This window comes from Arthrobacter sp. R4 (genome assembly GCF_051365025.1).
GTDB lineage: Bacteria > Actinomycetota > Actinomycetes > Actinomycetales > Micrococcaceae > Arthrobacter.
The window spans coordinates 15,467-39,554 of the sequence record NZ_JBLWIJ010000035.1; the positions used below are offsets into that span (position 1 = coordinate 15,467).

General features: G+C 63.6%; 20 protein-coding genes. 11 read left to right on the plus strand and 9 right to left on the minus strand.

Features of this window, described 5'->3' with window-relative positions; genetic code table 11:
- The first annotated feature begins 101 nt into the window (after nucleotides 1-101).
- Nucleotides 102-425, plus strand: a complete 324-nt coding sequence (locus tag ACLKOZ_RS19670) for a hypothetical protein (protein WP_436477595.1) — start codon at nucleotides 102-104, stop codon at nucleotides 423-425.
- A 48-nt stretch (nucleotides 426-473) separates the two neighbouring features.
- Nucleotides 474-947: a GNAT family N-acetyltransferase gene (locus tag ACLKOZ_RS19675; RefSeq protein WP_436477597.1), complete on the plus strand. Its 474-nt coding sequence runs from the start codon at nucleotides 474-476 to the stop codon at nucleotides 945-947.
- A 138-nt stretch (nucleotides 948-1,085) separates the two neighbouring features.
- On the opposite strand, the gene ACLKOZ_RS19680 is transcribed toward ACLKOZ_RS19675, so the two are convergent.
- On the minus strand, nucleotides 1,086-1,511 hold the full coding sequence (locus ACLKOZ_RS19680) for a CBU_0592 family membrane protein (protein WP_436477599.1): 426 nt from the start codon (nucleotides 1,509-1,511) through the stop codon (nucleotides 1,086-1,088).
- Nucleotides 1,512-1,655: 144 nt separating this feature from the next.
- On the opposite strand from ACLKOZ_RS19680, the gene ACLKOZ_RS19685 reads away from it, so the two are divergent.
- Nucleotides 1,656-2,579 (plus strand): LysR family transcriptional regulator, encoded by a 924-nt coding sequence (locus tag ACLKOZ_RS19685; RefSeq protein WP_436477601.1) that lies wholly within the window; start codon nucleotides 1,656-1,658, stop codon nucleotides 2,577-2,579.
- Between the two features lie 10 nt (nucleotides 2,580-2,589).
- Here ACLKOZ_RS19685 and ACLKOZ_RS19690 read toward each other — a convergent pair whose 3' ends face one another.
- From ACLKOZ_RS19690 to ACLKOZ_RS19700, 3 genes are all read right to left on the minus strand, one after another.
- Nucleotides 2,590-3,774: an MFS transporter gene (locus ACLKOZ_RS19690; protein WP_436477603.1), complete on the minus strand. Its 1,185-nt coding sequence runs from the start codon at nucleotides 3,772-3,774 to the stop codon at nucleotides 2,590-2,592.
- Nucleotides 3,771-4,436 (minus strand): GntR family transcriptional regulator, encoded by a 666-nt coding sequence (locus ACLKOZ_RS19695; RefSeq protein WP_436477605.1) that lies wholly within the window; start codon nucleotides 4,434-4,436, stop codon nucleotides 3,771-3,773. Before ACLKOZ_RS19695 ends, ACLKOZ_RS19690 begins: the two co-directional genes overlap by 4 nt.
- Nucleotides 4,437-4,650: 214 nt before the next feature.
- A complete protein-coding gene (locus tag ACLKOZ_RS19700; protein ID WP_436477607.1) occupies nucleotides 4,651-5,124 on the minus strand; it encodes an SRPBCC family protein in 474 nt (157 codons plus the stop codon).
- Between the two features lie 231 nt (nucleotides 5,125-5,355).
- Here ACLKOZ_RS19700 and ACLKOZ_RS19705 point away from each other — a divergent pair, with 231 nt between their 5' ends.
- Nucleotides 5,356-6,969, plus strand: coding sequence for a phospholipase D family protein (locus ACLKOZ_RS19705; RefSeq protein ID WP_436477609.1), 1,614 nt, complete (start codon nucleotides 5,356-5,358; stop codon nucleotides 6,967-6,969).
- Between the two features lie 84 nt (nucleotides 6,970-7,053).
- Here ACLKOZ_RS19705 and ACLKOZ_RS19710 read toward each other — a convergent pair whose 3' ends face one another.
- Complete coding sequence (locus tag ACLKOZ_RS19710; RefSeq protein ID WP_436477611.1) at nucleotides 7,054-7,725, minus strand: hypothetical protein; 672 nt, start codon at nucleotides 7,723-7,725, stop codon at nucleotides 7,054-7,056.
- 224 nt (nucleotides 7,726-7,949) lie between these two features.
- Here ACLKOZ_RS19710 and ACLKOZ_RS19715 point away from each other — a divergent pair, with 224 nt between their 5' ends.
- Both ACLKOZ_RS19715 and ACLKOZ_RS19720 read left to right on the plus strand, forming a co-directional pair.
- Nucleotides 7,950-8,504, plus strand: a complete 555-nt coding sequence (locus tag ACLKOZ_RS19715) for a hypothetical protein (protein WP_436477613.1) — start codon at nucleotides 7,950-7,952, stop codon at nucleotides 8,502-8,504.
- A complete protein-coding gene (locus ACLKOZ_RS19720; protein ID WP_436477615.1) occupies nucleotides 8,501-11,386 on the plus strand; it encodes an ATP-binding cassette domain-containing protein in 2,886 nt (961 codons plus the stop codon). The genes ACLKOZ_RS19715 and ACLKOZ_RS19720 overlap by 4 nt, the downstream gene beginning before the upstream one ends.
- Here the strand turns inward: ACLKOZ_RS19720 and metH are convergent.
- Nucleotides 11,376-15,026 carry a methionine synthase gene (gene metH / locus ACLKOZ_RS19725; protein WP_436477617.1) on the minus strand — a complete coding sequence of 1,217 codons (3,651 nt, stop codon included), beginning with the start codon at nucleotides 15,024-15,026 and terminating at the stop codon, nucleotides 11,376-11,378. The genes ACLKOZ_RS19720 and metH overlap by 11 nt on opposite strands.
- Nucleotides 15,027-15,379: 353 nt before the next feature.
- Between metH and ACLKOZ_RS19730 the strand changes: the two genes are divergently transcribed.
- The 4 genes from ACLKOZ_RS19730 to ACLKOZ_RS19745 all read left to right on the plus strand — a co-directional run bounded on the left by ACLKOZ_RS19730 (nucleotide 15,380) and on the right by ACLKOZ_RS19745 (nucleotide 19,169).
- On the plus strand, nucleotides 15,380-15,982 hold the full coding sequence (locus ACLKOZ_RS19730) for a hypothetical protein (RefSeq protein ID WP_436477618.1): 603 nt from the start codon (nucleotides 15,380-15,382) through the stop codon (nucleotides 15,980-15,982).
- Between the two features lie 366 nt (nucleotides 15,983-16,348).
- Nucleotides 16,349-16,792 (plus strand): DUF4365 domain-containing protein, encoded by a 444-nt coding sequence (locus ACLKOZ_RS19735; RefSeq protein ID WP_436477706.1) that lies wholly within the window; start codon nucleotides 16,349-16,351, stop codon nucleotides 16,790-16,792.
- A 190-nt stretch (nucleotides 16,793-16,982) separates the two neighbouring features.
- Nucleotides 16,983-17,948 (plus strand): hypothetical protein, encoded by a 966-nt coding sequence (locus tag ACLKOZ_RS19740; RefSeq protein ID WP_436477620.1) that lies wholly within the window; start codon nucleotides 16,983-16,985, stop codon nucleotides 17,946-17,948.
- Between the two features lie 396 nt (nucleotides 17,949-18,344).
- Entirely contained in the window at nucleotides 18,345-19,169 is an 825-nt protein-coding gene (locus ACLKOZ_RS19745; RefSeq protein WP_436477622.1) for a TIR domain-containing protein, read from the plus strand.
- A gap of 282 nt (nucleotides 19,170-19,451) precedes the next feature.
- On the opposite strand, the gene ACLKOZ_RS19750 is transcribed toward ACLKOZ_RS19745, so the two are convergent.
- Nucleotides 19,452-20,330 (minus strand): family 43 glycosylhydrolase, encoded by an 879-nt coding sequence (locus ACLKOZ_RS19750; RefSeq protein WP_436477624.1) that lies wholly within the window; start codon nucleotides 20,328-20,330, stop codon nucleotides 19,452-19,454.
- On the opposite strand from ACLKOZ_RS19750, the gene ACLKOZ_RS19755 reads away from it, so the two are divergent.
- The gene (locus ACLKOZ_RS19755) at nucleotides 20,302-20,589 is read left to right on the plus strand and encodes a hypothetical protein (RefSeq protein ID WP_436477626.1); all 288 of its coding nucleotides are present in this window, start codon (nucleotides 20,302-20,304) and stop codon (nucleotides 20,587-20,589) included. The genes ACLKOZ_RS19750 and ACLKOZ_RS19755 overlap by 29 nt on opposite strands.
- 180 nt (nucleotides 20,590-20,769) lie before the next feature.
- On the opposite strand, the gene ACLKOZ_RS19760 is transcribed toward ACLKOZ_RS19755, so the two are convergent.
- Together ACLKOZ_RS19760 and ACLKOZ_RS19765 are read right to left on the minus strand one after the other, a co-directional pair.
- The gene (locus ACLKOZ_RS19760; RefSeq protein ID WP_436477628.1) at nucleotides 20,770-22,383 is read right to left on the minus strand and encodes an esterase/lipase family protein; all 1,614 of its coding nucleotides are present in this window, start codon (nucleotides 22,381-22,383) and stop codon (nucleotides 20,770-20,772) included.
- Nucleotides 22,384-22,712: 329 nt separating this feature from the next.
- Entirely contained in the window at nucleotides 22,713-23,918 is a 1,206-nt protein-coding gene (locus ACLKOZ_RS19765) for a hypothetical protein (RefSeq protein WP_436477630.1), read from the minus strand.
- Nucleotides 23,919-24,088 lie beyond the last annotated feature (170 nt).

The window sequence follows — 24,088 nt, forward strand, 5'->3', positions numbered from 1 at the left end:
TGGGCGCCCACCACAACGGGAATTTACAAGCACGGCGACGCCACGGATCAGCAGGCATAAGCTGTTTACACAACATCTCTTCCATCACCGGGGAGGTCACCATGGACGCGGAAACCGCCGACGTGACCGGTCATGATGTCACCACCATCACCTGCGTGTGCGGCAACACCGTCAGCAAGGACGGGCTGATCCAGGCCAACTCAGAAGGCGTCCCCGTCCACAACGTCGACGACACGCCGGTCCCTGCCGGGTTGGCGGAATGGCCTGCCGATGAGGACCTCTACACCCTGTGCCCCTCCTGCGGCCGCGTGTACCGTGACTCGGTGATCGAGGAGACGGGGACAGCGCCTGTCGCGTTCCGCGTCGATGTCACCGCCGACCCCATTGCCGAGGCCATCCGGGTGCACTGGGATCTCAGCTCCTAAACGAGAACCCGGCGAGCGGACGACGGCGGAACCGGTAACTTTGAAGCTGTGATTTCCATTGACCGGGATGACCCCGCACGCCACGATGTCCATCAGCTCCTGAGCGAACACTTGGCGGACATGTTCGCCACCTCGCCGGCTGAAAGCGTCCACGCATTGGACCACTCGGCGCTGACCGCGCCGTCCATCACGTTTTGGACAGCCCGCGAGGCCGGCGGCCTACTGGGGTGCGGCGCACTCAAGCTGCTGGATTCCCCGCCCGGGTCCGCGGGACACGGCGAGATCAAGTCCATGCGCACCACTGCGAACGCGCGGGGGCGGGGCGTGGCCACGCTCATGCTCCGGCACATCCTCGACGACGCCCGTGCCCGAAATCTTGAGCGCCTCTACCTTGAGACCGGAACCGAGGACTACTTTGCTCCGGCGCGGCGCCTGTATACGCGTAACGGTTTCACCGAGTGCCCTCCTTTCGCCGATTACGTCCTGGATCCGAACAGCGTCTTTATGGAACTCCGCCTCTAAGGGAGAACCCCCGGCATGAGCACCCGTGACACACCTGCCCCGCCGTCGAACGCGCGGGAAAGGTGCGAGATCGCGGGAACGATCCCACGATCCCGCACGCTTCCCGCGAACTCCGCGAACTCCGCGAACTCGGTGAACTCAGGACGTCCACGCAGTGGGCATTGCTGCCCGCGCGTCACGCCGGCTGGCCTGGCACTCAGCCACCCGTCCCGCGGCGTCGCCGTGAACGGCAGACGTAATTGCCTCGACAACAGCAATCTGGCCGGTGGTGTCAGGGACGCCGGGAAACTGCACCTGCGGGGCCTCAACTGCAGCAACCGTCGACTCGCGTGTGGCACGCATACGAAGAATCGCGACGGCGGAAATGAGGCACCAGGCAACGTTCGTGACTACTGAGGGCCACGCTTCGTGGACCGCACCATTGACGATGAAGGCACATGCACCGATGAGGTTGGCCATCTGGAAGCGTTTGCCGGCCTTCAACCAACCCATGGAAACAGACAGGTATGCCGACAGGATCAGAACTGCCCCCGACCAACCTGCGATTTCCCACAGCAGTTCCATGATGTCCTTTCAGAGGTGATGCCCGGGAAGAGAGTGTTGCCTGGATTTTTCCGCGGGCCCATCCGGTTTTAACAGCAATTATGAGTTTGAAATGCCTTTAGGGCAATTGCATTTCACTGAAGGTGTGGTTTAGAACTACTTAACATGGATATCGATCCGCGCAGGCTGCGCGTTCTTCTTGCGGTTGCCCGTACGGGTGGGGTGCTCGCCGCGGCTGACGAGCTGGGAATCACGGCCTCGGCCGTCTCACAGCAGCTCAACAAGTTGGAGGACGAGACGGGGCACGCGATGGTGGTGCGCACGCCCAAAGGTTCAGTTTTGACACCCGCCGGCCTGGCAGTCGCGGAAGCCGGCGAGGAGATTGAACGCGCACTCAGCGTCGCCCGCGCCCGCATCGAAGGCGGGGCCCAGATCGCAGGGGTCGTGCGCGTGGGCGGATTCACCAGCTTCGTTCGGACGGTGGTGATCCCACGCCTGCCCGAGTGGCGCTCCCAGTACCCGCAATTACAGATCCGGATCATCGAGGACGACTTCCCTGCCCTGATGCGGCTGCTCCGCCAGCGCCAGCTCGACGCCGTCGTGGTGGAGCTCGATTCGACGACGGCCGAACAGCGTTCGCTTTCCGCCGGAATGACCGAGGAGCCCCTGCTGGATGAGCCATGGAAGCTGGTGGTTCCAGCCGGCGCCCTGCTCAGCACCGAGAACATCGACCTTGCCCGGCTGCCACTTCCGTGGCTCGGCGTGGAACCCACAACCGCCAACTCTGCAGTGCTCGGTCGACTCCGCCAGTCAACGGGCGCCCAGATGGAAACCGTGCATCAATACCAGGAAACGCTCACCGCACTCGCGCTCGTCGCTGCGGGCGAAGGTATTGCGATCGTGCCCACCTTGGCGTTGAGTGGCGTCGCCCACGACGGGGTCGACGTCCTGGACGTCCCCGGGCTCGGAACGCGACGGATCGTCCTGCGCCGGTTCGACCGGCGACGGTCACCGAGTACGCCGGTGGACACCGTCGCACGCCTTCTACGGGAATCGGCTGGGGCGTTCGACACCCGTTCGCCATCCTGAGCGGACGAGTCTAATCGTCCAGGCGCACGCCGCGCAGCAGCAGGAGCGTCCCGCCCCCCACCACTGCTGACGCCAGGAAGACGCCTCCTGCGCCAAGTCCGGCCGCCACTACGCCGATGGCGCTGGGCAGCACCACCTGGCCTACCCTGTTGCCGGCAAGCCGAAGGGCCAGCGCCCGGCCGCGCTGCCCCGCCGGAGCCTGGGCTGAAAGCCAGGACATGGTGAGGGGCTGGCCGATGCCGAGGCCCAACCCCAGCACAGCCATGATCACAAACAGCAGCCATACCGGCATGGGAATTGCGGCCGCGGAAAGCGCGAGAGTGGACAACGCCAGGCTGAACACCAACAACCGCATGCGCCCCAGCTTCCGTGCCATCTGGCCCAGCAGGAGCCGGGAAACCATGGAGAACACGGCCCGGGTGGTCAGCATCAGGCCCACCGTTGCCGCTGAGAGCCCGCGTTCGGATCCGAGCGCCGGGAGGTAGACCATGGTCAGGTCCACCACGGCCAGGACGGTGGCGCTGGTGGCCAGAGCGCGTGCGACGCCGGGTGTCCTCAGCAGCGCAACAACACTGCCTTTGCCGCCGCCACCATCGCCCACCACTGCCTTCCTTTTGCCTCCGCTGACTTTGGCCGAAACGCCGAAGGTGGTCACGAAAAGCACCAGGCTCATGCAGGCGGAGAGGAAAAAGATCGCCTGCGTATCGGGCCGCACCGAGGCGCCTCCCACCAGGGAAATCGCCAACGGCCCCAAGGCTTGTCCCAGCGATGCCGCGAACGTCAGATAGCCGAAGGCGGAGTCCATCCTGGACGAGGCGGCGTTGTTGGCCACCACGGCCTGCTGCCCCACTACGCAGGCAAGTTGGCCGGCACCGAGGAACGCGGTTCCGATGACCAGCGTCACGATGGACGATCCCCACAGCAGCAGGAAGGCAGAGCAGGCAAGAACGACGGCGGATCCGATCGCCATCAGCCGGCGCTCACCCAGGCGGTCCACCAGTCCGCCCGTGGGGACGGCGAGCAACAGGGGAAAGACGGCATAGCTGGCGGCGAGGAGACCCAGCGCGAAACCAGGAACCTCCAGCTCGAGCGCCCGGTAGGTGGCGGCCGGACGGACCAAAAAGGTGACAGCCTGGATCAGGGCGGAATGCGTGAGGAGGGCTGTGGCCGAGCGGCGTCCGAGTTCGCCGATCATGAGACGGCGAGGCTGCTGCCTGTGAGGGCACGCACCGCCGCATCCCTGGCTCCCATGACGTGGTCGAAGGCTAGCTTGGCGGCTTTGTCGGGTTTGCCGGCGGCCACCGCATCCACCAGGATTCGATGCTGTGCCAGCGCCTGGTCCCGCCGTTCCTGCGTACTGTTGGTGAAATGGCGGTATCGCTCCATCTGGCTGGAGATCTGGTCATGAAACCGCCGGGCCCACGAGTTCCCCGCTATATCGGCGATCTTTGCGTGCAGCGACATGCCCAGCTTCATGGCTTCATCGGCAAACTGCACCATGGCCGCATTGCGCTCAAGAATGCTGTGGAGGGCTTCGATGTCCGCCGTGGTGGCCTTCACGCACGCCTGCCGCGCCATGAGCGATTCCATGGCCGCGCGCACCTCGTACAGCTCGGAAATTGCCGCCTCATCCAGGGCCGGCACCAGAACACCACCGGTTGGTTGCTGTTCCAGCAGGTTCTCCGAAATGAGCCGGCGGATGGCCTCCCGGAGCGGCGTACGGCTCACTTGCAGCGCCTCGGCCATTGCCGGTTCGTAGATGCGCGCCCCGGGCTTCAGCTCAAGGCTCAGGATCTGCCGCTTCAGCTCCGCGTAGACAACGTGTGCCCCGGTGTTCCGGGACGGTGAATCTGCCATGTGGTGACCTCCGCATTAAGCATACTTGTATACATCTATACAAGTACATTTGAGTCCCTTGGACTGGGCGCAGGGACTGGCTGCGGACGTTTTTCCAGCTGCGGCGAGGGCACAACGCAGCCCCCGCCGCCGAGCTCGCGGGAAAGGGCACGGGATCGCTGGAGCGATCCAGCGATCCCGCGCCCTTCCCGCGAACTGGGCGAACCCTCCGGTTTTAGAACTGCCCGGCCGGGCCGCTGTCCTTGACTTCACCGCGCCAGGCGCCGGTTTCGGTGCCGCGCGATTCAATGAAGTCCTTGAACTTACGCATGTCCGCCTTGACCTGCATCTCGTCGATCTTCAGTGCCGCGCCTGCCTTTTCAGTGACGGTTTCCGGCGCCCATTCGAAATGGACTTTGACCTTCGTGTGATTGGCGTCCAGCGGCGTGAACCTGATGATGCCGGCATGGGATTTGCCGTCGGTGCTGCGCCAGGCGATCCGGCCGTCAGGCTCCTGGTCAACTATTTCGGTGTCGAATTCGCGCTGGACACCCCCCACCTTGGTAACCCAGTGATTGGTGGTGGCGGTCAGTTGGGTTACGGACTCCACACCGGACATGAACTGTGGAAAGGATTCGAACTGGGTCCACTGGTTGTACGCGGTCCGCACCGGTACTGCGACGTCAACGGTCTCTTCTACGTGTTCCATCTGCTTCCTCCTGTCATGACGGACGGCCGCAACAACAGACCGGCAGCACTGGCAATCCTGCCAGTCAGGCAGCCGCCACATCTGCACGATAAGTCCGGCGGCTCCGTGTGTCCAGACCTCCGGAATTGACGGGACGACGGCGCCACCGGATGACATTGACCGGCGCAGTCGTAGGCTACTGAGTAGGCCGGACGCCCAATGACGGGCCCCGGGTCCCGAAGGGAACGACGAGTGGACAGAAGTGCTGGTTACTGGTTCTTGAGTGCCGCCGAGTGGGGCAATGCCGCCACCGACGTGCACACAGGCAGCGGGGAATCGCAGTCGTGGTCGGAGGGGAACCTCGTGCGGCCCCTGATTCACGGTGCCACCTATTTCGCCCGGCTGCACGAGGAACTGTCCGCGCTTGAGGCGGGAGACCGGGTGTGGTTCACCGACTGGCGTGGCGACGGCGACGAACGGCTGACGCCCGACGGGCCGGCGGTCGGCGAGGTGCTGGCGCGGCTGGCCCGGGCCGGAGTGGAGGTGCGCGGACTTGTCTGGAGGTCCCACGGAGAGCGCGTGTCTGCCCCCATGAGCAACTTGTCCAACGAGCACCTCAGCCGCCAGATCAACGACGCCGGCGGCGAGGTGCTGCTGGATCAACGGGTGCGCCTCTTCGGCTGCCATCACCAGAAACTGTTCGTCATCCGCAATCGTCAGGACCCTTCGCGGGACGTCGCATTCGTTGGCGGGATCGACCTTTCCCACAGCCGCCGGGACGACGCCGACCACATGGGAGACCCGCAGGCTGTGGACATGGATCCCCGGTACGGGAAACAGCCGCCATGGCACGATGCCGCCCTGGAACTGCGCGGCCCGGTGGTGGCGGATGTTCTGAAGCTGTTCGCGGAAAGGTGGGATGACCCCCATCCCCTGGACCGTCGCACTCCATACCGGATGCTGCTGCAACGCCTGGCTGATATGCCCCGGCACCCCGAACCCCTGCCGGAGACCGCGCCGCCCCCGCCGCCGGCTGGCCCCCACGCCGTGCAACTGCTGCGCACCTACGGCGTGAAGCATCCGCCGTTCCCGTTCGCACCCCATGGTGAGCGGAGCGTTGCCCGGGCCTACACCAAGGCTTTCGGTCTGGCCCGTTCGTTGATCTACATCGAGGACCAGTACCTGTGGTCGGCTGAGGTGGCAGAGGGAATCGCGGCGGCCCTCGAACAGAACCCCGGTTTGAACGTGATCGCCGTGGTACCCCGCTACCCGGATTCCGACGGTGCGCTGGGAGGGCCACCCAAGCGGCTCGGGCAACTGCGCGCCATCGATAGAATGCGCCGCGCTGCTCCCGACAGATTCGGCGTGTTCAACCTGGAGAACAGGGCCGGGACTCCGATCTATGTCCATGCCAAGATCTGCATTATCGACGACACCTGGTTTACGTGCGGTTCGGACAATTTCAACCGGCGGTCCTGGACCACGGACAGCGAGCTGACCTGCGCGGTCATCGACACCTCTGATAGCCAGGAGGAAGCACCCGAGGCACGCAATGGTTCCGGGGCTTCCCGTCCCTTGGCCCAAGGGCTCCGGCTCCAACTGTGGGCCGAACACCTGGGCCTGGACCAGAGTGATCCCCGGCTGCTCGATCCGGCGGACGGCCTAGGCCTGTGGAACGCCGCCGCCGATGCCCTGGACCATTGGCACAAGACCGGCGCCCGCCCACCCCGCCCCAGGGGACATGTGCGGCACCACACCACAGAACCGGTGACGCCCCTCCAGCGTCTCTGGGCGGACCCTGCGTACCGCCTGGTGGTAGACCCGGACGGCCGCCCTCGGAAGTTGCGCGGCACTACCCAGTTCTAGCCGAGGACTATTTTACTCCTGCACGGCGACGGCCCCTGTGAATAGGGGTGTGTACAAGTTCACAATCGCTGAGGGGTCCGCGAGTTAGGCTGGCTTCCCCGCGTCGGCGCTCCGGCGGAGCTGCCGTAGCAGCGCAGCCCCAGTCGACAGCTCCACGACGTAGACCAGCAGGGGCGGCAGGTCACCGGTAGCCACCAGGACGGCGGCGAAGACTCCGGCCCCGCCCACATTGAGCCAGCCCGGCCAGCGCGGGTCCTGTGGCAGGGCGCCGGAATTGGCGTGAGCACGCGCCCGTGCTAACAGCCCGCCACCCAGGGCAGCCATGCCGGCAAGGCTCAGCCCCATGTACCCCTGAAAGGGCCAGAAGGGCATATTCCCCAATGCGAAGGCCTCCGGATCCCTGTATCGCGCCTTCAGGTGACCCAGGAACAGGCCAGCTCCCGCGACCCACGCAAGTGCGGCGCCTTGGGCAAGCCGCTGCCCCGCCAAGGGTTCCTGTTTGCCCCGATCGCTTCCCGTATCCCACTGGCGGGCGAGCATCACCACGCCAACGGGCAACGCAGCAGTGCCTGCGGCCAAGAGCATTTGCTGGGTACTCCACTGCCCAGGGTCCGCCAGCAGAATGGCCAGTTTGCGCTGCGGGTCTTTTTCGACATACACGCGCGAGACTGGCATAAAGGCCCCGGCCAGGAACGTTGCCGATCCCGCCACCATGACGGCCGCCGCCGTCGCATCTCCGCGAATTCGCCGAGCCATGGGATTACGGTAAGCCTCGTCGTCGGCGGAGACAAGGTTGCGAACTGGCTCATTGGAAAACCTCCGGCTGGGCGATGTTGTCCGGTGCGTGGTTGCGGTGTGGCCGCCCGTCCAAAGGGAACGACGCCTGCTGATGCTGGCGTCATTCCTGGATTTAGTGAGAACTAACGTCACACAACGCGACGGCATCCCGCTCCTGACCAGCAACGTCCTACCCTTGACACGTGACTTTGACTAAGATTCGTACCGCCGCCGCGACCTCCCTCGCCGCCGCAGGTCTCCTGCTTACCCTCGCCGCCTGCTCCACCCCGGCCGCCACCCAGCCAACCACCTCTGCCCCGGCCTCCACGGCAGCGGCCTCCTCCGCCGCCGACGGGCCCTGCACCGGCGTGAAGGTCATCGTCGACTCGGGATCCCTGAAGCAGGCAGCCGCTGACAAGTCCGTGTGCGTGCCCGTGGACGCGAAGACCCCCGCCTCCAAGGTGCTCGAAGAGGCAGACGTGAAGACTGTAGGCACCACGCAGTACCCCAACGAACTGGTGTGCCGCGTGAATGGTGTGCCCGCCGCAGACCTCGAAATTGTCCACAAGGGCGGCACGTACAAGGAAGAATGCAGCGGCATGCCCGCCGCCTTTGCCTACTGGTCCCTCTGGGTGAAGCCCGCCACCGGTGACTGGGCCTACGCCCAGGAAGGCCTCGCCACCCTGCAGGTCAGCCCCGGAGAGAGCCTCGAACTGCTCTACACCGTCGACGGCGAACCGGCCGCCCCGAAGGCATGACCTTTCGACCCGCGCCGCTACGTGCAGCGGCGGCTCTCGCCGTCGTCTTCATCGCGGCGCGGGTCATCTACCGCATTCTCTTCAACGGGGCGGGCATCGGTGAGCCGGTTCTGCTCGACCTGCCGCCGGTGCGTCTGCCAGCCCCGTACGCCCATGTGGTCCTCCTCGGCCCGCTAACGGGACATGGGCTTTGGGCGGCGGTCCTGTCCGCCCTGCCGATCGCCGGGATCATCCTCGGTTTCGGCATCCTCAACGCCTGGGTGGACATAGCCCGCGGCTTCGTCCGACTGGCCCGCGGCGGCCCCCTGCAGGGCTTGGCCCGGACCCTGGTGGTGGCCTGGGCGGCGCTCCCGGCGCTGGCCGACGCCGTCACTTCCGTACGCCTGGCCTTCCGATTGCGGGGTGAACGCTTCGGAGCCCGGGCCCTGGTCCCCGTGCTCGAGCGCACCCTTGAGCACGCAGGCCGGGTGGCCGCGGCCCTGGAGCTGCGCGGCTTCGGGAGTAGGGCAGCACACCAACCCGGGCACGACGACGGCGGCCCGCTTCTGGTGCGCGACGCCCAGTTCCGCATTGGTGACGCGCGGGTGCGCGTGGCGGGGTTTGCGCCGTCGAGCGGGTCAATTTCGGTCATTACCGGGCCGACAGGCTCAGGCAAATCCACCATCCTGCGGGGTATCGCAGGCCTTGTCTCACACGTTGACGGCGGGGAAATTTCCGGCACCGTGCGCGTCGCGGGTACGGACCGCGCCAGCACGCCGCCGCGCGATACCGCACGGCTCATCGGCGTCGTCCTGCAGAATCCCCGCGCCGCCTTCGCCTCCACCAGGGTCCGGGACGAAATCTCCCTCGCCCTTGAGCTGCGCGGCATGGCCTCCGCTACCGCCAAGGCACGGGTGCTGGAAGTCGCGGAGCGAATCGGGGTGTCGGCACTGCTGGAACGGAATGTCAGCACCCTCTCGGCGGGTGAGGCAACGCTCGTAGCCATCGCCGCCGCGGTGGTGCAGCATCCGGCCCTGCTCCTGGTTGATGAGCCCCTGGCCGACCTCGACACCACAGCACGCCGGCGCGTCATCACAGTACTCAACGCCCTCGCCCGCGACGACGGTGTCTGTGTCATCGTGGCAGAGCACCGGGCGCAGCAGCTCGTACCGGTTGCCGACTCCTGGTGGACCATCGACGACGGCGCCCTGGTGCCGGGCGTTGCGCCAGCGCCGCCGTCGGCCACTGCCGCCCGTCCAACGCCGGTACAGCCAGCGGAGCACGCGCCGGTGCTGACGGCGGCAAACCTCGCGGTGCACCGCAAGGGCAAGCCGCTGGTCCTCGACGCGTCCCTGACCCTGCACCGCGGTGAAGTGGTGGCCCTCGTGGGGCCGAACGGTGCCGGCAAGTCATCCCTTCTGGTGGCTCTCGCCCTCGGTGAAGGGACAGTTGGTGGAACAACGGTCGACGGCGGGACGGTCGACGGCGGCCGGGTCGCCCTCGTCCCGGATGCCTCGGACGACCTCTTCACCAGGGATACGGTGGCAGGAGAGCTCCGCGCGGCCGAGCGGCGCCAAGTGCGCGCTGCGCGGCAGGCTCGGCGTCACCCGGGCCGAAGCAACCCAAGCCGGAGCAGTGACCAGCTTTCCCCACTGCCAGCGGCGTCACGCCTGGCCCGCTTGCGCGGTGACGTCCGGATTCCCATTGGGGATGAGCATCCCCGGGACCTCTCAGCAGGAGAGCGGAGGATCCTTGCGATTGCGCTGCAGACCATGGACGATCCCCAGGTACTCCTGATCGATGAGCCCACGCGCGGACTCGATCCTGCGGCGCGCACGGCAGTGGCGGCAGCGCTGCGGGCGGCAGCGGAGTCAGGTGCCGCGGTCCTGATCGCCACGCACGACCTCGACTTTGCCCATGGCCTCGGTGCCCGGATCCTGCCGATGAGTGACGGCGTCGTGCCCTCATCCGTACCGGCCAACGAGCCCGAACCGCTCCTCCCGCTCTCCCGGCAGGCGGGTGCCGGACCGAGGCCACGGGTCAGCGAGCCAACAGGTACCCAGGGCGCGGCAAGGCAGTGCCGCATCCGGATGCCCCGCGGCGTCGAGCTCGCCGTCCTCGCAGCCGCAAACGTTCTGGCTCTCGCAGCGTTCTGCTGGCCGCTGCTCGCCGCGGCCTTCCCGGAGGACGCTGCCGCTGCCCTCCCCTACGCGGCGCTGGCTATTGCGCCGCTGGCCGCCGTCGCCGTCGTGGTGTCCCTGGACGGTTCGGTGCGCTCCGCACACACGGTGGCGTTGCTCGGCGTCCTGGCCGCCGTCGGTTCCGCGGTGCGCGTGGCGAGCACCGGCGTCGGGGGCGTGGAGGCAGTCTTTATCCTGCTGATCCTGGCCGGCCGGGCGTACGGTGCCCGTTTCGGCATGCTCCTCGGCGCCGCCACGATCGCCCTCTCAAGTGCTTTGTGGGGCGGCATCGGGCCATGGACACCGTTCCAGATCTTCGCCTGCGCGTGGGTGGGCGCGGGTGCCGGCCTGCTCCCCCGGCGGGTGCGGGGCAAAGCCGAACTGTGGATGCTGGGCGGCTACGGCATCGTGGCGTCGTATGTTTTCGGCCTGTTGACCAACCTGTGGTTCTGGCCGTTCGCGGTGGGCGCCGGCACCGGCATCTCGTACGCGCCCGGTGCGCCGCTGGGCACCAACCTCAGCAGCTTCCTGCTGTACTCGCTGGTGACGTCGACGGCGGGTTGGGACACCCTGCGCGGCATCACCACGGTGGTGGGAATCGCAGTGGTGGGGCGGGCCATCCTCGCCGCGCTCCGGCGGGTGAAGCCGGTCTCCAGCCTTGACAGGCAAGCCGGGCAGGCTCACGACGCCCAGGCCAGGGACCAGCACCAACTCACACCTTGAAGTACTTCGCCTCCGGGTGGTGGAACACGAACGCGTCGGTGGACTGTTCGGGGTGCAGCATCAGCTCATCGCTGAGGATCACGCCCATCCGCTCGGGCTTCAGCAGTTCCGTCACCTTGCGGCGGTCCTCCATGTCCGGGCACGCGGGGTAGCCGAGCGAGAACCGGGCACCGCGGTAGTCGAGCTTGAAATATCCTGCCGTGTCCTTCGGCTCCTCGGCAGCGAAGCCCAGTTCCTTGCGGATGCGTGCGTGCCAGAACTCCGCCAGCGCCTCGGTGAGCTGCATGACCAGGCCGTTGAGTTCGTAGTAGTCGCGGTACTGGTTGGCGGCGAACATCTTGGACGTGAACTCTTCGATCTTCGAACCGGCGGTGACCAGCTGCACCGGCAGGACGTCCACCTGCCCCGATTCGCGCGAACGCACGAAGTCGGCCAGGCACAGGTGCCGGTCGCGGCGCTGGCGCGGGAAGTTGAAGCGCAGCCGGTCGGTGCCGATCGGACCGCCTGAACCGCCGTCGGGGGCGAGCAGACCCGCGGTGCCGAGGACGCCGTCGCGATCCTCCCCGTGGTGCAGCACCACCACCTGCTCCCCCTCGGAGACCACCGGGAAGTAGCCGTAGGCGACGGACGCGTCCAGCATTCCCTCGCCGAGAATGCGGTCCAGCCAGTAGCGCAGGCGAGGCCGGCCCTCGCGTTCCACCAGTTCCTCGTAGGAGGCGCCGTCCTCGCCGCGGCCGGGCTTGAGCCCCCACTGACCCATGAACGTGGCGCGCTCGTCGAGGAATGCCGAGTAGTCGTGGAGGGCGACGCCGCGCACGATGCGGGTGCCCCAGAAAGGCGGCGCGGGCACGGCGTTGTCGGCGGCGACGTCGGAACGGCCGGGCATGGCCTCAGGCTCGGTTACCGTGAACTTCGCGCCTCCCTTGTGGATCCGCTTCTTCAGCGGCGGAAGGCCGACGTCGTCCGGTGACTCGCCGCGGGCCACGCGGACCAGCGGTTCCATGAGGGCAAGGCCCTCGAAGGCGTCCTTGGCGTACCTGACCACGCCGTCAAACTGCTCCGCCAGGTCCTGCTCCACGTAGGCGCGGGTGAGGGCGGCGCCGCCGAGGATGATGGGCCACTTCTTCGCGAGGCCCCGGGACTGGAGTTCGGCGAGGTTCTCCTTCATCACCACGGTGGATTTCACGAGCAGCCCGGACATGCCGATGACGTCCGCGTTGTGCTCCTCGGCCGCGGCCATGATCTCGGCGATGCCCTGCTTGATGCCGATGTTGATGACTTTGTAGCCGTTGTTGGTGAGGATGATGTCCACCAGGTTCTTGCCGATGTCGTGGACGTCGCCGCGCACGGTGGCGATCACCATGGTGCCCTTGCCCGAGGAGTCGGACTTCTCCATGTGCGGCTCGAGCAGGGCCACGGCGTTCTTCATCACCTCGGCGGACTGCAGCACGAACGGCAGCTGCATCTCGCCGGCGCCGAAGCGCTCGCCCACCACCTTCATGCCCTCGAGCAGGTTGTCGTTGATGATGCCGAGCGGGGTCATGCCCTCGCTGCGGGCCAGGTCGAGGTCCTCTTCGAGGCCCTTGCCTTCGCCGTCGATGATGCGCCGCTCCAGGCGCTCGCCGGTGGGCAGCGCCGCGAGTTCCGCGGCGCGCTGGTCCTTCAGCGCTGCGGTGTCGACGCCGGCGAACAGGTCCAGCATGCTGGCCAGGGGATCGTACGTGAGGTTGCCGTCGGCGTCGTATTCGCGGCGGTCATAGACGAGGTCCAAGGCGACCTTGCGCTGGTCTTCCGGGAGGGAGGCGAGCGGCACGATCTTGGCAGCGTCGATGATGCCGCTGGTCAGGCCGGCCTGGACGGCTTCGTGCAGGAACACGGAGTTCAGCACCATGCGCGCTGCCGGGTTCAGCCCGAAGGAGACGTTGGAGACGCCGAGCGTGGTGTTGATTCCGGGGTATTTCGTGGTGATCTGGCGGATGGCCTCGATGGTTTCGATGCCGTCGCGGCGGGTTTCCTCCTGGCCGGTGGCGACGGGGAAAGTCAGCGCGTCCACGATGATGTCCTCGACGCGCATCCCCCAGTCGCCCACCAGGGCGTCGACGAGGCGGGAGGCGATGGCCACCTTGCCCTCGGTGGTGCGAGCCTGGCCCTGTTCGTCGATGGTCAGGGCGATCACGGCCGTGCCGTGTTCCTTCACGAGCGGCATGATGCGCGCGAAGCGGCTGTCCGGGCCGTCGCCGTCCTCGTAGTTGACGGAGTTGACCACCGGGCGTCCGCCGATGTGTTCGAGCCCCGCCTGCAGCACGGGAGGTTCGGTGGAGTCGATGACGAGCGGGAGGGTGGAGGCCGACGCGAAACGTGAGACGACCTCCTTGATGTCCGCCACGCCGTCGCGCCCTACATAGTCGATGCAGACGTCCAGCAGGTGCGCGCCGACGCGGACCTGCTCGCGGGCGATGTCCACGCAGTCGTCCCAGCGCTCTTCGAGCATCGCCTGGCGGAAGGCCTTCGAACCGTTCGCGTTGGTGCGCTCGCCAATGGCGAGGTAGGCGGACTCCTGGTCGAAATTCACGTGGTGGTAGAGGGAGGCGATGCCTGCTTCACGCTCGGTGGGAACGCGGGAGCCGTCGGCACCCCGCCCGCCGCTAGTGACCGCGGCAGTGGTGCGGAAGGGCGCAAGACGTTCGACGACGGCGGCCATGTGTTCCGGCGTCGTACCGCAGCAGCCGCCCACCAGGCCGAGGCCGAATTCGCGCACGAACTGCTCGTGCGCGGTGGCGAGTTCAGTGGGTGAGAGCGGGTAGTGCGCGCCGTTGGGGCCGAGGACGGGCAGGCCGGCGTTGGGCATGCAGGCGATGGCCACGGAGGACTGCTTGGAGAGGTGGCGCAGGTGCTCGCTCATCTCGTCCGGGCCGGTGGCGCAGTTCAGGCCGATGGCGTCGACGCCGAGCGGTTCGAGGGCGGTGAGGGCAGCGCCGATTTCGGAGCCCATGAGCATGGTGCCGGTGGTTTCGACCGTGACCTCGACGAAGATGGGGAGCCGGATGCCGCGGGACACGATGGCCTGCTTGCAGCCGTTAACTGCGGCCTTGGTCTGCAGGAGGTCCTGGCTGGTTTCGATGAGGAAGGCGTCCGCTCCCCCGTCGATGAGGCCCTCGGCCTGCAGCGCGAAGGTCTGCTTGAGGTAGTCGTAGGTGGTGTGGCCGAGGCTGGGGAGCTTGGTGCCGGGCCCCATGGAGCCTAGGACCCAGCGCATGCGTCCGTCTGTTTTTTCTGCCGCTTCGGCTCGGTCGCGGGCGATTTCCGCGCCCTTGCGGGCGAGCTCTTCAATGCGGTCATCGATGCCATAGTCCGAGAGGTTGGACCAGTTGGCGCCGAAGGTGTTGGTTTCGACGGCGTCGATGCCCGTGGCGAAGTACGCGTCATGGATGTCTGCGAGGACATCGGGACGCGTGTCGTTGAGGATCTCGTTGCAGCCTTCGAGGCCCAGGAAGTCGTCTTCGAGCGAGAGTTCCCGGCCCTGCAGCATGGTGCCCATGGCGCCGTCGGCAATGACGACCCGCTGGTTCACGGCGTCCAGCAGCTCCTGGGCGCGGACAGGGCGGGGGACGGACTCAATATCAAGAGCAAAACGGGGCATCTAAACAGGTTACGTGCGACACGCCGAAACATTGCTTCGTATTTCTGTGTGCTACGGCGGGGGGGTGGTTACGACGGGCACCTTCCCAGGACTGGCGGGCGGCGCCTGCGAGCTCACGCGTCAGGAAGACCTCTAACCTATGTTATGTAAGGTTGTCAGTTTGACAGGACCAAAGCTCGCCTTTTATTTAGCGTATCTCTCCTCCGCCCCTGGGACCACCCTGCGCCTCACACCGGTGACACCTGGGCGGACGTCGCATGCCCGGACCGCGGCGCGCTGACTCCTGGTCAGACACGCCGGCATGGTCCGGTACTCAGAGACCTGTGGGTTGCGAAGCGTTGGATAGGGTCATCGTGATCGTCGCCATGATGCTCTTGTTCCGCATCCAACTGAGCAGGTTGCTGGGAAACATCGCTGGAAGGATCCCAACGGTCTCAGAGATCACCGGCCCGGGAAACATTGCTCTGAAGTTTGAGCAAGAGCTCAAGGAAGTGAAAGGTGGCCTTCCCCCCGAGGTTCATGAGACAGCCACTAAGAATCAAGATATGGATACGGGCGGCGACAGCCCGGGGTCAGCCATCTCCTTTCTGAGAAGGATCGACGCCCTGGCTAAAATTTCTCCACGGGCAGCAGTTCTGGAAGCGTACCTGAGAGTCGAGACAGCGGCCGCAAAGGTTGTAGCCGAGTATGCCCCACAAGTACGGCGAGGCCCGATTCACTCCATGCTCCACGGTGTCGATGCGGTGCCTCACTACTTAGTAACGGCAGCGGCAGGGCTTAGTCGACTTCGCAACGAGGCTGCCCACGCGGAGGACTTCTCCATCCCCGTCGAAAGTGTTCGAGAATACGCGTCTACCGCTTTAGACGTCAGTCGCGGCCTGGACGAAATGCTGGCACCGGGATCAGATACCTTCCCAATAGGCGCGGTTCCTCACGTCACGGACGCCGATAAATGATCTGCCCATATCGTGCGAGTGAAGGGATGCAGGTGTGGGGTTGATCCCCTGGGGTCCAAAACGAAGGGGCTGCTCGAGAGCCCTAGTCTTCGTCTGGTGCAGCTGATTCGCCGCGACGTCGCCGTGATTCCAGTGCCTTGGCCTTAGTCAGGCTCTGTTCCTGACGTGAAAGGTAATCCTTTCGTTCAATTTCGGTCCGCCTGGGCCTCAACAACGTGGCTAACTTGACGGGTCGTTTCGTAGCCACCACGGAGAAAGTGAGAGACTCAATATCCAGACCCTATGACTAAACAAGGTGGCATCTTGCCTGAAACTCTCCTCCCCCATCAGGCGTTGGATTCCAAGGGCCGCAAAGCTCGATACGGCATGGCCTATCTGGAGACAGTTAGCTTTCAGGCCGGGGTTCCGGTGACCCCGACAGCTCAGGACTCTGACGTCCTCGGCGTGGATTGCACTTTGGAATTCCCGCAGTGCCCGATTCGGATCCAGATTAAGTGCACTTCCCGAACCTTATCCCCCACAACTGGAACTATGTCCTATGACATTGGCGAGAACGTGTTCGCCAAGTGGCGTAGAAACGCGTACCCCGTCTACTTGGTTGTCGTGGTTGTGCCCGCAGATCACGACACATGGCTAGATTTCGATACTGACGACCAGACCCTTGCCCGGAGTGCCGCATACTGGGCGGAGGTTGACCGCGAGAAAAAGACTGGCCCATGGAGTGTAGCCCTCCGGCGTGAGGACAGATTGACCGCGGCTACGCTGCGCCATTGGCACGCGCAGTCTTTTGGAGGTGGCTTCGGTGGATAGCATGGATCTACCTGTGGGGCGGGAAGTCGATGCGCGTACTGATCTCTTGTCGTATCTTGGGTCCGCGGGATGGGCCGCGGTAACGCATGGAACTCTAGGGGACCTTTGGCAATCTCCCTCCGGCCGACAAGTCGGCATCCCCTATAAGATCAGCCCTGAAACCCTTGACTGGCACTCTGTGTTGGAACGAGTGGCAGCCGACACTCGCCAGTCGTCTCAAGAACTTAGCGACATCATCCGCGGTCTGTGGGTTGATGCTTTTTCTTTTCGCGCCTCGTCAGATATCTATATTCAAGACACGATCCCGGCTAGAGCTGGGGCGGATCTCTTCAAGAACGTATGGAAGCTTCTAAGATCGGCCGCAACAACATCTAGGACACCCAAGGCGCACATATCCGGCAACTGGTCCAAGGTTGGGGATGAGGCGATTAATGATGCTCGATTTGCGCATACTAAGCGTGGTTCGTACATCCTCCCGCTGTTAGTCCCTCTCCCCCGCCCTCTTGATGAGGAAGCCAGCACCTTCAAGCTAACCACGCAGGGAAACTCCGTCTATCACGAGTCCGATGCTCGGCGCGCGACGCGAACGATGGTGCAAGCCCTAACCGCCGTCAATGCTGCTCTTATCCAGCCTGAAAAGGAACCAGCTCCATCAGTCGTGGCCGACCTCGTTCAGGTGGGGGTAAGCCGGGAGCTGATAACTGCGATCAATGACATTATCAAGCACTCCTCAGTGGCCAACTTGGATCTGAAAGTCGATTGGGCGGGTCGTTTGCCCGGACCCTCCCAGGCACCCGAGTCCCTCGTCATTCCTTCCGAGGCAGGCTACCGACTGGAAAAAGCTTTGCCTTTGTTCAAAAACTCCCGGCGCTCGACGACTGAGACGCTCACTGGACCTATATACAAGATGGCCGACCGCGCAAGCGATAACTTTGGTATCGCTACGATGGAAGTGCCGCGGAATGGCAGAATCAGCCAGGTCGAAGTATTTATCAATCGTCAAATGATGATTAGCGCCCACGACTGGTTCAAGGAGCACCGATCCGTCATCGTCCAAGGCCGTGTCGAGGTTTCACCCCAAGGATTGGTGATGCGGTCGCCGGCTCGCTTTGAGCTTTTGAGCGACACAATGATGTTCAGCGGCGAAACTACTTAGCCTTTACTCGCCGGTTCAACTTCTCTCCTATGCTTGCATCGGCGTGGGAGTCGCCGCTCTCCGCCAGATTCAGCTCCTGAGGTCCTCCCCCGCCGGGGCGGCACCCGCCGGGATGAGCCGCGCTTTATGGAAGATCCTCTATCGGGTTCGGTCCTGACCTACCAGACTTAGAGAAGGCTCATCCTAGCGTGTATTTATCTAGGCGCTGGTTCCAACTCGTCTTCCTGCAGTGCCAGGTACTGAAAGCTTTCTTCAGTACGCTGAGCGCCTAGGGAGTCTTGCTACCGGCAGCGGCGGAGTGAGCTGTGAAGGTCCGACTTCAACATCCCTAGCAGGTTGCTTTTCGTCAGCTCATTTCTGGGCAAGAATTACCGCACACGCAATGGGAGGTTTGCAATGCCTATGGAGGCGGTAAGAGACAAGAGGAAGATTTTTGTGGTGCATGGGCGCGACCTTTCGCTGCGCGACGAATTGGTCAGGTTTCTCAAATATGTAGATACATCGCCTATCAGTTGGACCGAAGCCAGGTTCAAGACGGGACGCCCGAGTCCCACCACATTGGAGATTGTCACCTGTGGTCTAATGATGGCTCAAGCGGTGGTGGTTCTATTTAGCCCTGATGACGACGCGAAGCTGAAAGACAAATTTTTGGCCCCTCACGACGGCCCGGACGAGCGGGAGCTCACCGGTCAGCCGCGACAGAACGTGCTTCTTGAGGCGGGCATGGCTTTGGCAATGGCGCCAGAGCGCACGGTACTGGTTCGAGTAGGCCATCCTCGTCGCGTTTCCGACATTGATGGCATCAATTGGATAAGTCTTGGCAATGACTACGAAAGCCGCAGAAGCTTGGTCGATGCGCTGTCGAATGCAGGAGTAAGTGTCAATGATCGACTTGATTTGCTTGACACCAAGCAGAGCGGCACGTTTTCTTCGAATCTTGCTGTATCGCCGGAGACACAAATATGGCATGTGGGTTGGCACAATGGCATGGGTCGACTCCTGTACCGCGGTACGTTACCAGCGCACAGTGTTCGTGTGAGGTACCGAGCACACGGAGCAGACCATCCCATAGAGGTAGACAAATTGGAACCTGGTTATAGCGTCACTTTGGCTCACTTCCTCCGCAACGGGCTAGGTGAGGACGTCGGGGAAGAAATTTGGGTCTCCTGGACTGATTCGGTTGGCGAGGTGAGATACGAGACAGTTCAAGGCAAGGACTGAATCTAGCTGGAGTTGAATGTAATCTCAGCGCGGCGTGCGTCGGGTAACTTCGTACATTTTGGGAAACGGGCGCGACTTCGGTTCAGCACGGCTGCCGGTTCCGAGAGCGGATTCATAGTGAGTGGCGCTTCTTCAGCTTGACGGAACATAGGTTAGGTCATGGCGCTTCATCTGGATTTGATCCGCTCCGGTTGAAAGCTAACCGGCAAGGACGGAAGGCAGGGCAGCTGCAACTGGTCCCGATGGATTACCCTGTGGAGCCAGAGCTTCGGTGCAACACCGTTAGGTCGCATCTGGGTGCGAGATGAGGACGTCTGGGCCCGCGTCGCCCACCGGAACGGCAAGAGTCGAAGGAGGCACCGCCTCGATGCGCAAGGTGACGGGACCTTGAGCATGTACTTCGGCGAGGACCTGTTCCACTCCCCCGATCGTCGCCTGGGCAAGCACCCGGCCCGCATCAAGGGAGAGTCCGTACCAGTGCCGATCATCCACCCGAAGAAGGAAACGGCCCGAGTCAACGATGACGGCCTCGGCTTTCCACTGCAGGTTCCGGACGCGTGTGCACAGCATCCCTGCACTGATCGGTGATGGCGGGAGGACTGTTATGCCGCCGCCTTCGCTCCGCTGAACAACGGCAGCCGGTTCACCTCCGGGAACAACCCACCGCATATCCAGGTTCGGCGCAGCAAAATCGTCAGCGATGTCGTCGTTGCACACGACGGGGACGTCGAAGCGGTCATCGACAAAAACGGGCCAGCCGTCCTTCCATTCGATGCCGGCCAAAAATGTTTCCCGCCCCAGGACGTGGTAGCCAGGGGTGGATCCACGGGGCCGAACCCCAAGATATACCGCCGCCCAATCATCCTCCGGGGTCTGGACCAGGTCGGCATGGCCCACAATCTGAACCGGATGCATCGTACTGCGCCGGCTGAAAATCGGGTTGGCCGGGTGCGCTTCGAAGGGTCCCCGTGGAGAAGTACTTCGGGCCCAGGTGATGCAATGCCCGCGCTTGGTGCCGCCCTCAGCAAGGCTTAGGTGCCAGTAGTCGCCGATCTGGTAGAGATGGGGACCTTCTGCGGCGGGAAGCCCGCTCCCCTGCCATATCTCGTAGTCGGGGGCGACGAACCGCCCGGTGGACAGGTCCAGGGCGGATGAGCCCACTGCCAAACAGGGTCTGGCTGTCCCGGAGACTGGCTGGGCCTCGGCCCGCCGCCACCCGCAGGTTGACCAGGGTTGGGTGGGCTTGCCGCCGGAGGATGAGGACCCGGTTTTCGGCCTGCCAGCCGAGTCGTGGCGGTACGTCATCGGCCAGTTGCGCCGCTGGGATCAGGTCGACGGCCGGGTCAATCCCCTAGACAATGAAGATAAGGAGCCCAGGTTCCTGACGCTGGACGGCATGCTGGAAAACCGCATGGGCTGAACGGGTGGGCCTAAGACTAGAGCAGTGCCCTGCGGACCCGGCTCCGCGAGATCAGACGCGCGGTCTCCAACCCCCGCGCCTTCGACGCCAGAACATCATCGAGCGATCCTTCAACAGCCTCAAGGGGCGTCGCGGAATTGGAGAATTACGCGTTCCAAGTCGCTCGAACCGACTGGCGACTCACATGTCCGAGGCGATGCGGACTAGCAACCGGGCCGAGAAGCCGGTTCCGCCGATGTCGAAGGACCAACATGATGGGATGCCTGGAACGACCCCCGCCGCCTGAATCTCGGATCCATTACCCAGGGTCGCCCGAGTCTGAAGCTGATCGACGGTCAGCGCATATTCTCCTATCAGGTAACGCTCGCCGGTATGTATAAAGATCTCGGGCGATTCCCCGGGGAACACCTGAATGTAATACTGCTTCCGAAAGACCACGTTATCCGAGAAGCCGAGGCCATACGTATCTCGTTCCCCTACATAAAAGTCGGCGCGGAATACAAGGCCCTGTGCGTCGTCCGGCTTGACTCGGGCGTCCACCCATCCCTCCCAGATGAGGCGATCGGGCCCGGCCCAGCCCATGGATCCGTCGCCGTACGCCGCCAGCGGCTCCCTAAGTTCGTCCTCGAGCGCAGGGAGTTGATCTGTAAGTTCCGTCTCATGGAACGGGCCGTAACAGTTCTGGGCCGCAGCGCTTTGGTGGAACAATTCAAAGTCTACAAACCGCGGCTTGATCGACACACCGAAATAGAACTCGCTCTTCCCGAACCAGTCGCAGCCGCGGGTGATATCGGCCTCGTCGAGGGACAGCGAAACTTTGTGTGTCCCATGAAAAAACCTCATTGAGATCTCGTATGCTTCTCGCGAGGTAACGAGCGAGTCCGGCCCTCCATGACATTTATGCACGAAGGTGCGCGGCGCCCCTGGCAACTGCGCGGAAGCCTGCTTCACAAGCCCATCGGTCCGGTTGTATGCCAAATTGCCCTCGTCGAACAGGCTGGTCAAGCGATTCAGTGCGGATGCGGCGCCGACGTTGTACGACCGAAAGTCGGTACCAACGACGGTGAGGATTCTCCGCATGTCAAACGCCTCCTCCCATTCAAGGAAGCGCATCGATTCAGGATCGAACGATTCAAACTCGTCGCTTGCATCCTTGAGCTTTGGCAGCATGCGAAGCAGCCAAGCCGGGGCGCGTTGGAAGGCGATGCCGCGGTGTGGAGTGCCCAGTGTGACAATCCGATTGACCTTTCGCTTGGCGGAGCCATTCTCGTCGGCTTCCATTGCCAGAACGCCCTCGCGCGTAACAAGCCCGCCCATGCTGTGGGCGACGATGTCGACGCCCCGGTACTCTTCGCCATGCCGGATCGCTGAGCGCTCGATCAACTCGATGAGCCGTGCCAAGCCCTTACCGTAGTTCTTCAGCGCACGTGGGCGGAGGTCGTAATAGCGGTAGACCCAGATAGTGCCGGCGGTTCCGCTCGACAAGACCTTGCTCTCGACCCCGGGGTCAAGGACGACTGTGCCCTCCAACGAGTCAGAGTCGATATCGGTCGTGATCGGAGGCGCGCTGACGCTTTCGGAGTAGAAGCCCACGACGTTCGTGGCATCGTGGTATGCGTAGGTCGTTGACTTGAGTGCGCGGAGCAGGTAGCCCTCATAGATGTAATTCTCGCCCCGCCGAGTCGGGTACACGGTGCCGTCATTGAAGCCCTGATAGGGGCTGGTCTGATCGTCGGACACATCGGCTCCACCGAACCCCCGCACCAGAATCAGCGGACGGAGAACATTTGCCATGGAATCACCTCTGGACTAATAGTGGGCTACGACCGATATGGAATTCTGACTATCAGGACTAACCGTGGTCAACGATCTCGTGCTTTTTCCGCACTCGGCGAGGAACACGACAGTCACATCTCGGGCCTGACAGCAACAAACTCACCAACTCAAAGATTCCAACCGGCCACTTTCTCCCCGACGGCAGGCTGGGGACGGGACCTGGGACCGATACCCTGTACAGGTCCATGAAGTCGTCGTCCGACGTGTGGCTAGATTTCCATTGCGCCTTCTCGCCACCCGAGCGCGTCGTGTATATGAGCGGGATGCCCCGCGAGAGTATTTACGCCTCATTGCAAGATGGGACGCCGCGCCGACAAACTCTTTACTGCTAGCCCCAGCGCACTGCGCGCCGTCCGGCTATCATCCCAGTAGCCGGCGTGCACAGACAGGCTTCTCAGCATCAACATGTTGACGAGGTTTAGCTTCAGGTCCGGATTCCATTGCCGGTTTTCTTCCGGAACCCGCCGGTCTGCACTATCAGTCGATGACACCAATCCGATTGTGGCCTCGGCTGACTCCTCGTTGTCTCGGAAATTGGAGCCGAGCACATCGATTGGCTGGTAGATATTGACCCATCTCGGTTTGATGTCCTGCTCGAACGTTCTGCCTTCCGGGTAGTTCGGACGCACCATACGAACGAGGTCGAATGGGCTACCGATGGTGATCAGCGTGTCTACTAGTTTGAGGTTCTGGCCGGGACTAGCACCATGTGGATAGACGGTATCTACCGCCACCAGCGATCCAAAGCTGTAACCCAGGAGATGTATGTGTTCAACTTCTGGCCGCCGGGAAACCCGTTCGACCAGATCCTGCAGATCACCACTCAAACGGTTCCGTAGAACGCCCGTGAAACAGAAGCGAGCCATCTGCACCGAACGCTCGCCAAGCCCGTTGATTTTCTCCCGCGCCGTCGGCAAGAGCCCACCGATGACCGCGCCGATGAGCACCACCCACTGCGGCCAGCGTAGTGCTGGTTCGCTCGACTCGCCTTGGACGATCGTCACCACCGCCTCTACCAACGCAACGACCGCGATGCCAAAATAGACGACGATGCAGAGCACCATCAGCACCACGGCGAGTGCCTGCCAGAGCTGAGCCCGAGATTTCGCGCGGCGCCGCACATTCAAGATGACTCCCACCAACGCGACGACAGCGGCCGCGGCGGTCAGCCCGAGGGTAAACACGCGAGTTACCTGTTGGCCCGCGGTGGTGTTCCTGTCGAGTTCTGCGACTGCGTCATAGATATAAACATCGAGAACAGCCGAAACTGCACCTTTGCCGTCTGCTCGCTCGATTCTATGAACCACCTGGGCATCTACTGAAGTGGGCACCGACGCGAAGGTCGCGGCTCGATCGGGGGCTTGTTGATTGAGTTCCCAGCACAGCAATTCAGCGACATGCGCCAGCTGCACAGATTCCGACTTCCCGAGACCTGGAACGAAGATCAACACGTCCCCGGGCGGATTGACTGTGGGCTGTGCCGTATCAGTCATATCGTGCGCTCCCTGCTCGTGGCGGACGCCTGCTCCATTCAGTCAGGCTTCTCCGCACGAAAATAAGACGTCCCGCGTTACTGCTGCGTTACTGCCGCGACGGGAGAACTACGGATACAAAGAAATACATGCCCGCCTCGGACCCTGAACAACAGCCAGTCGGCCGAAGA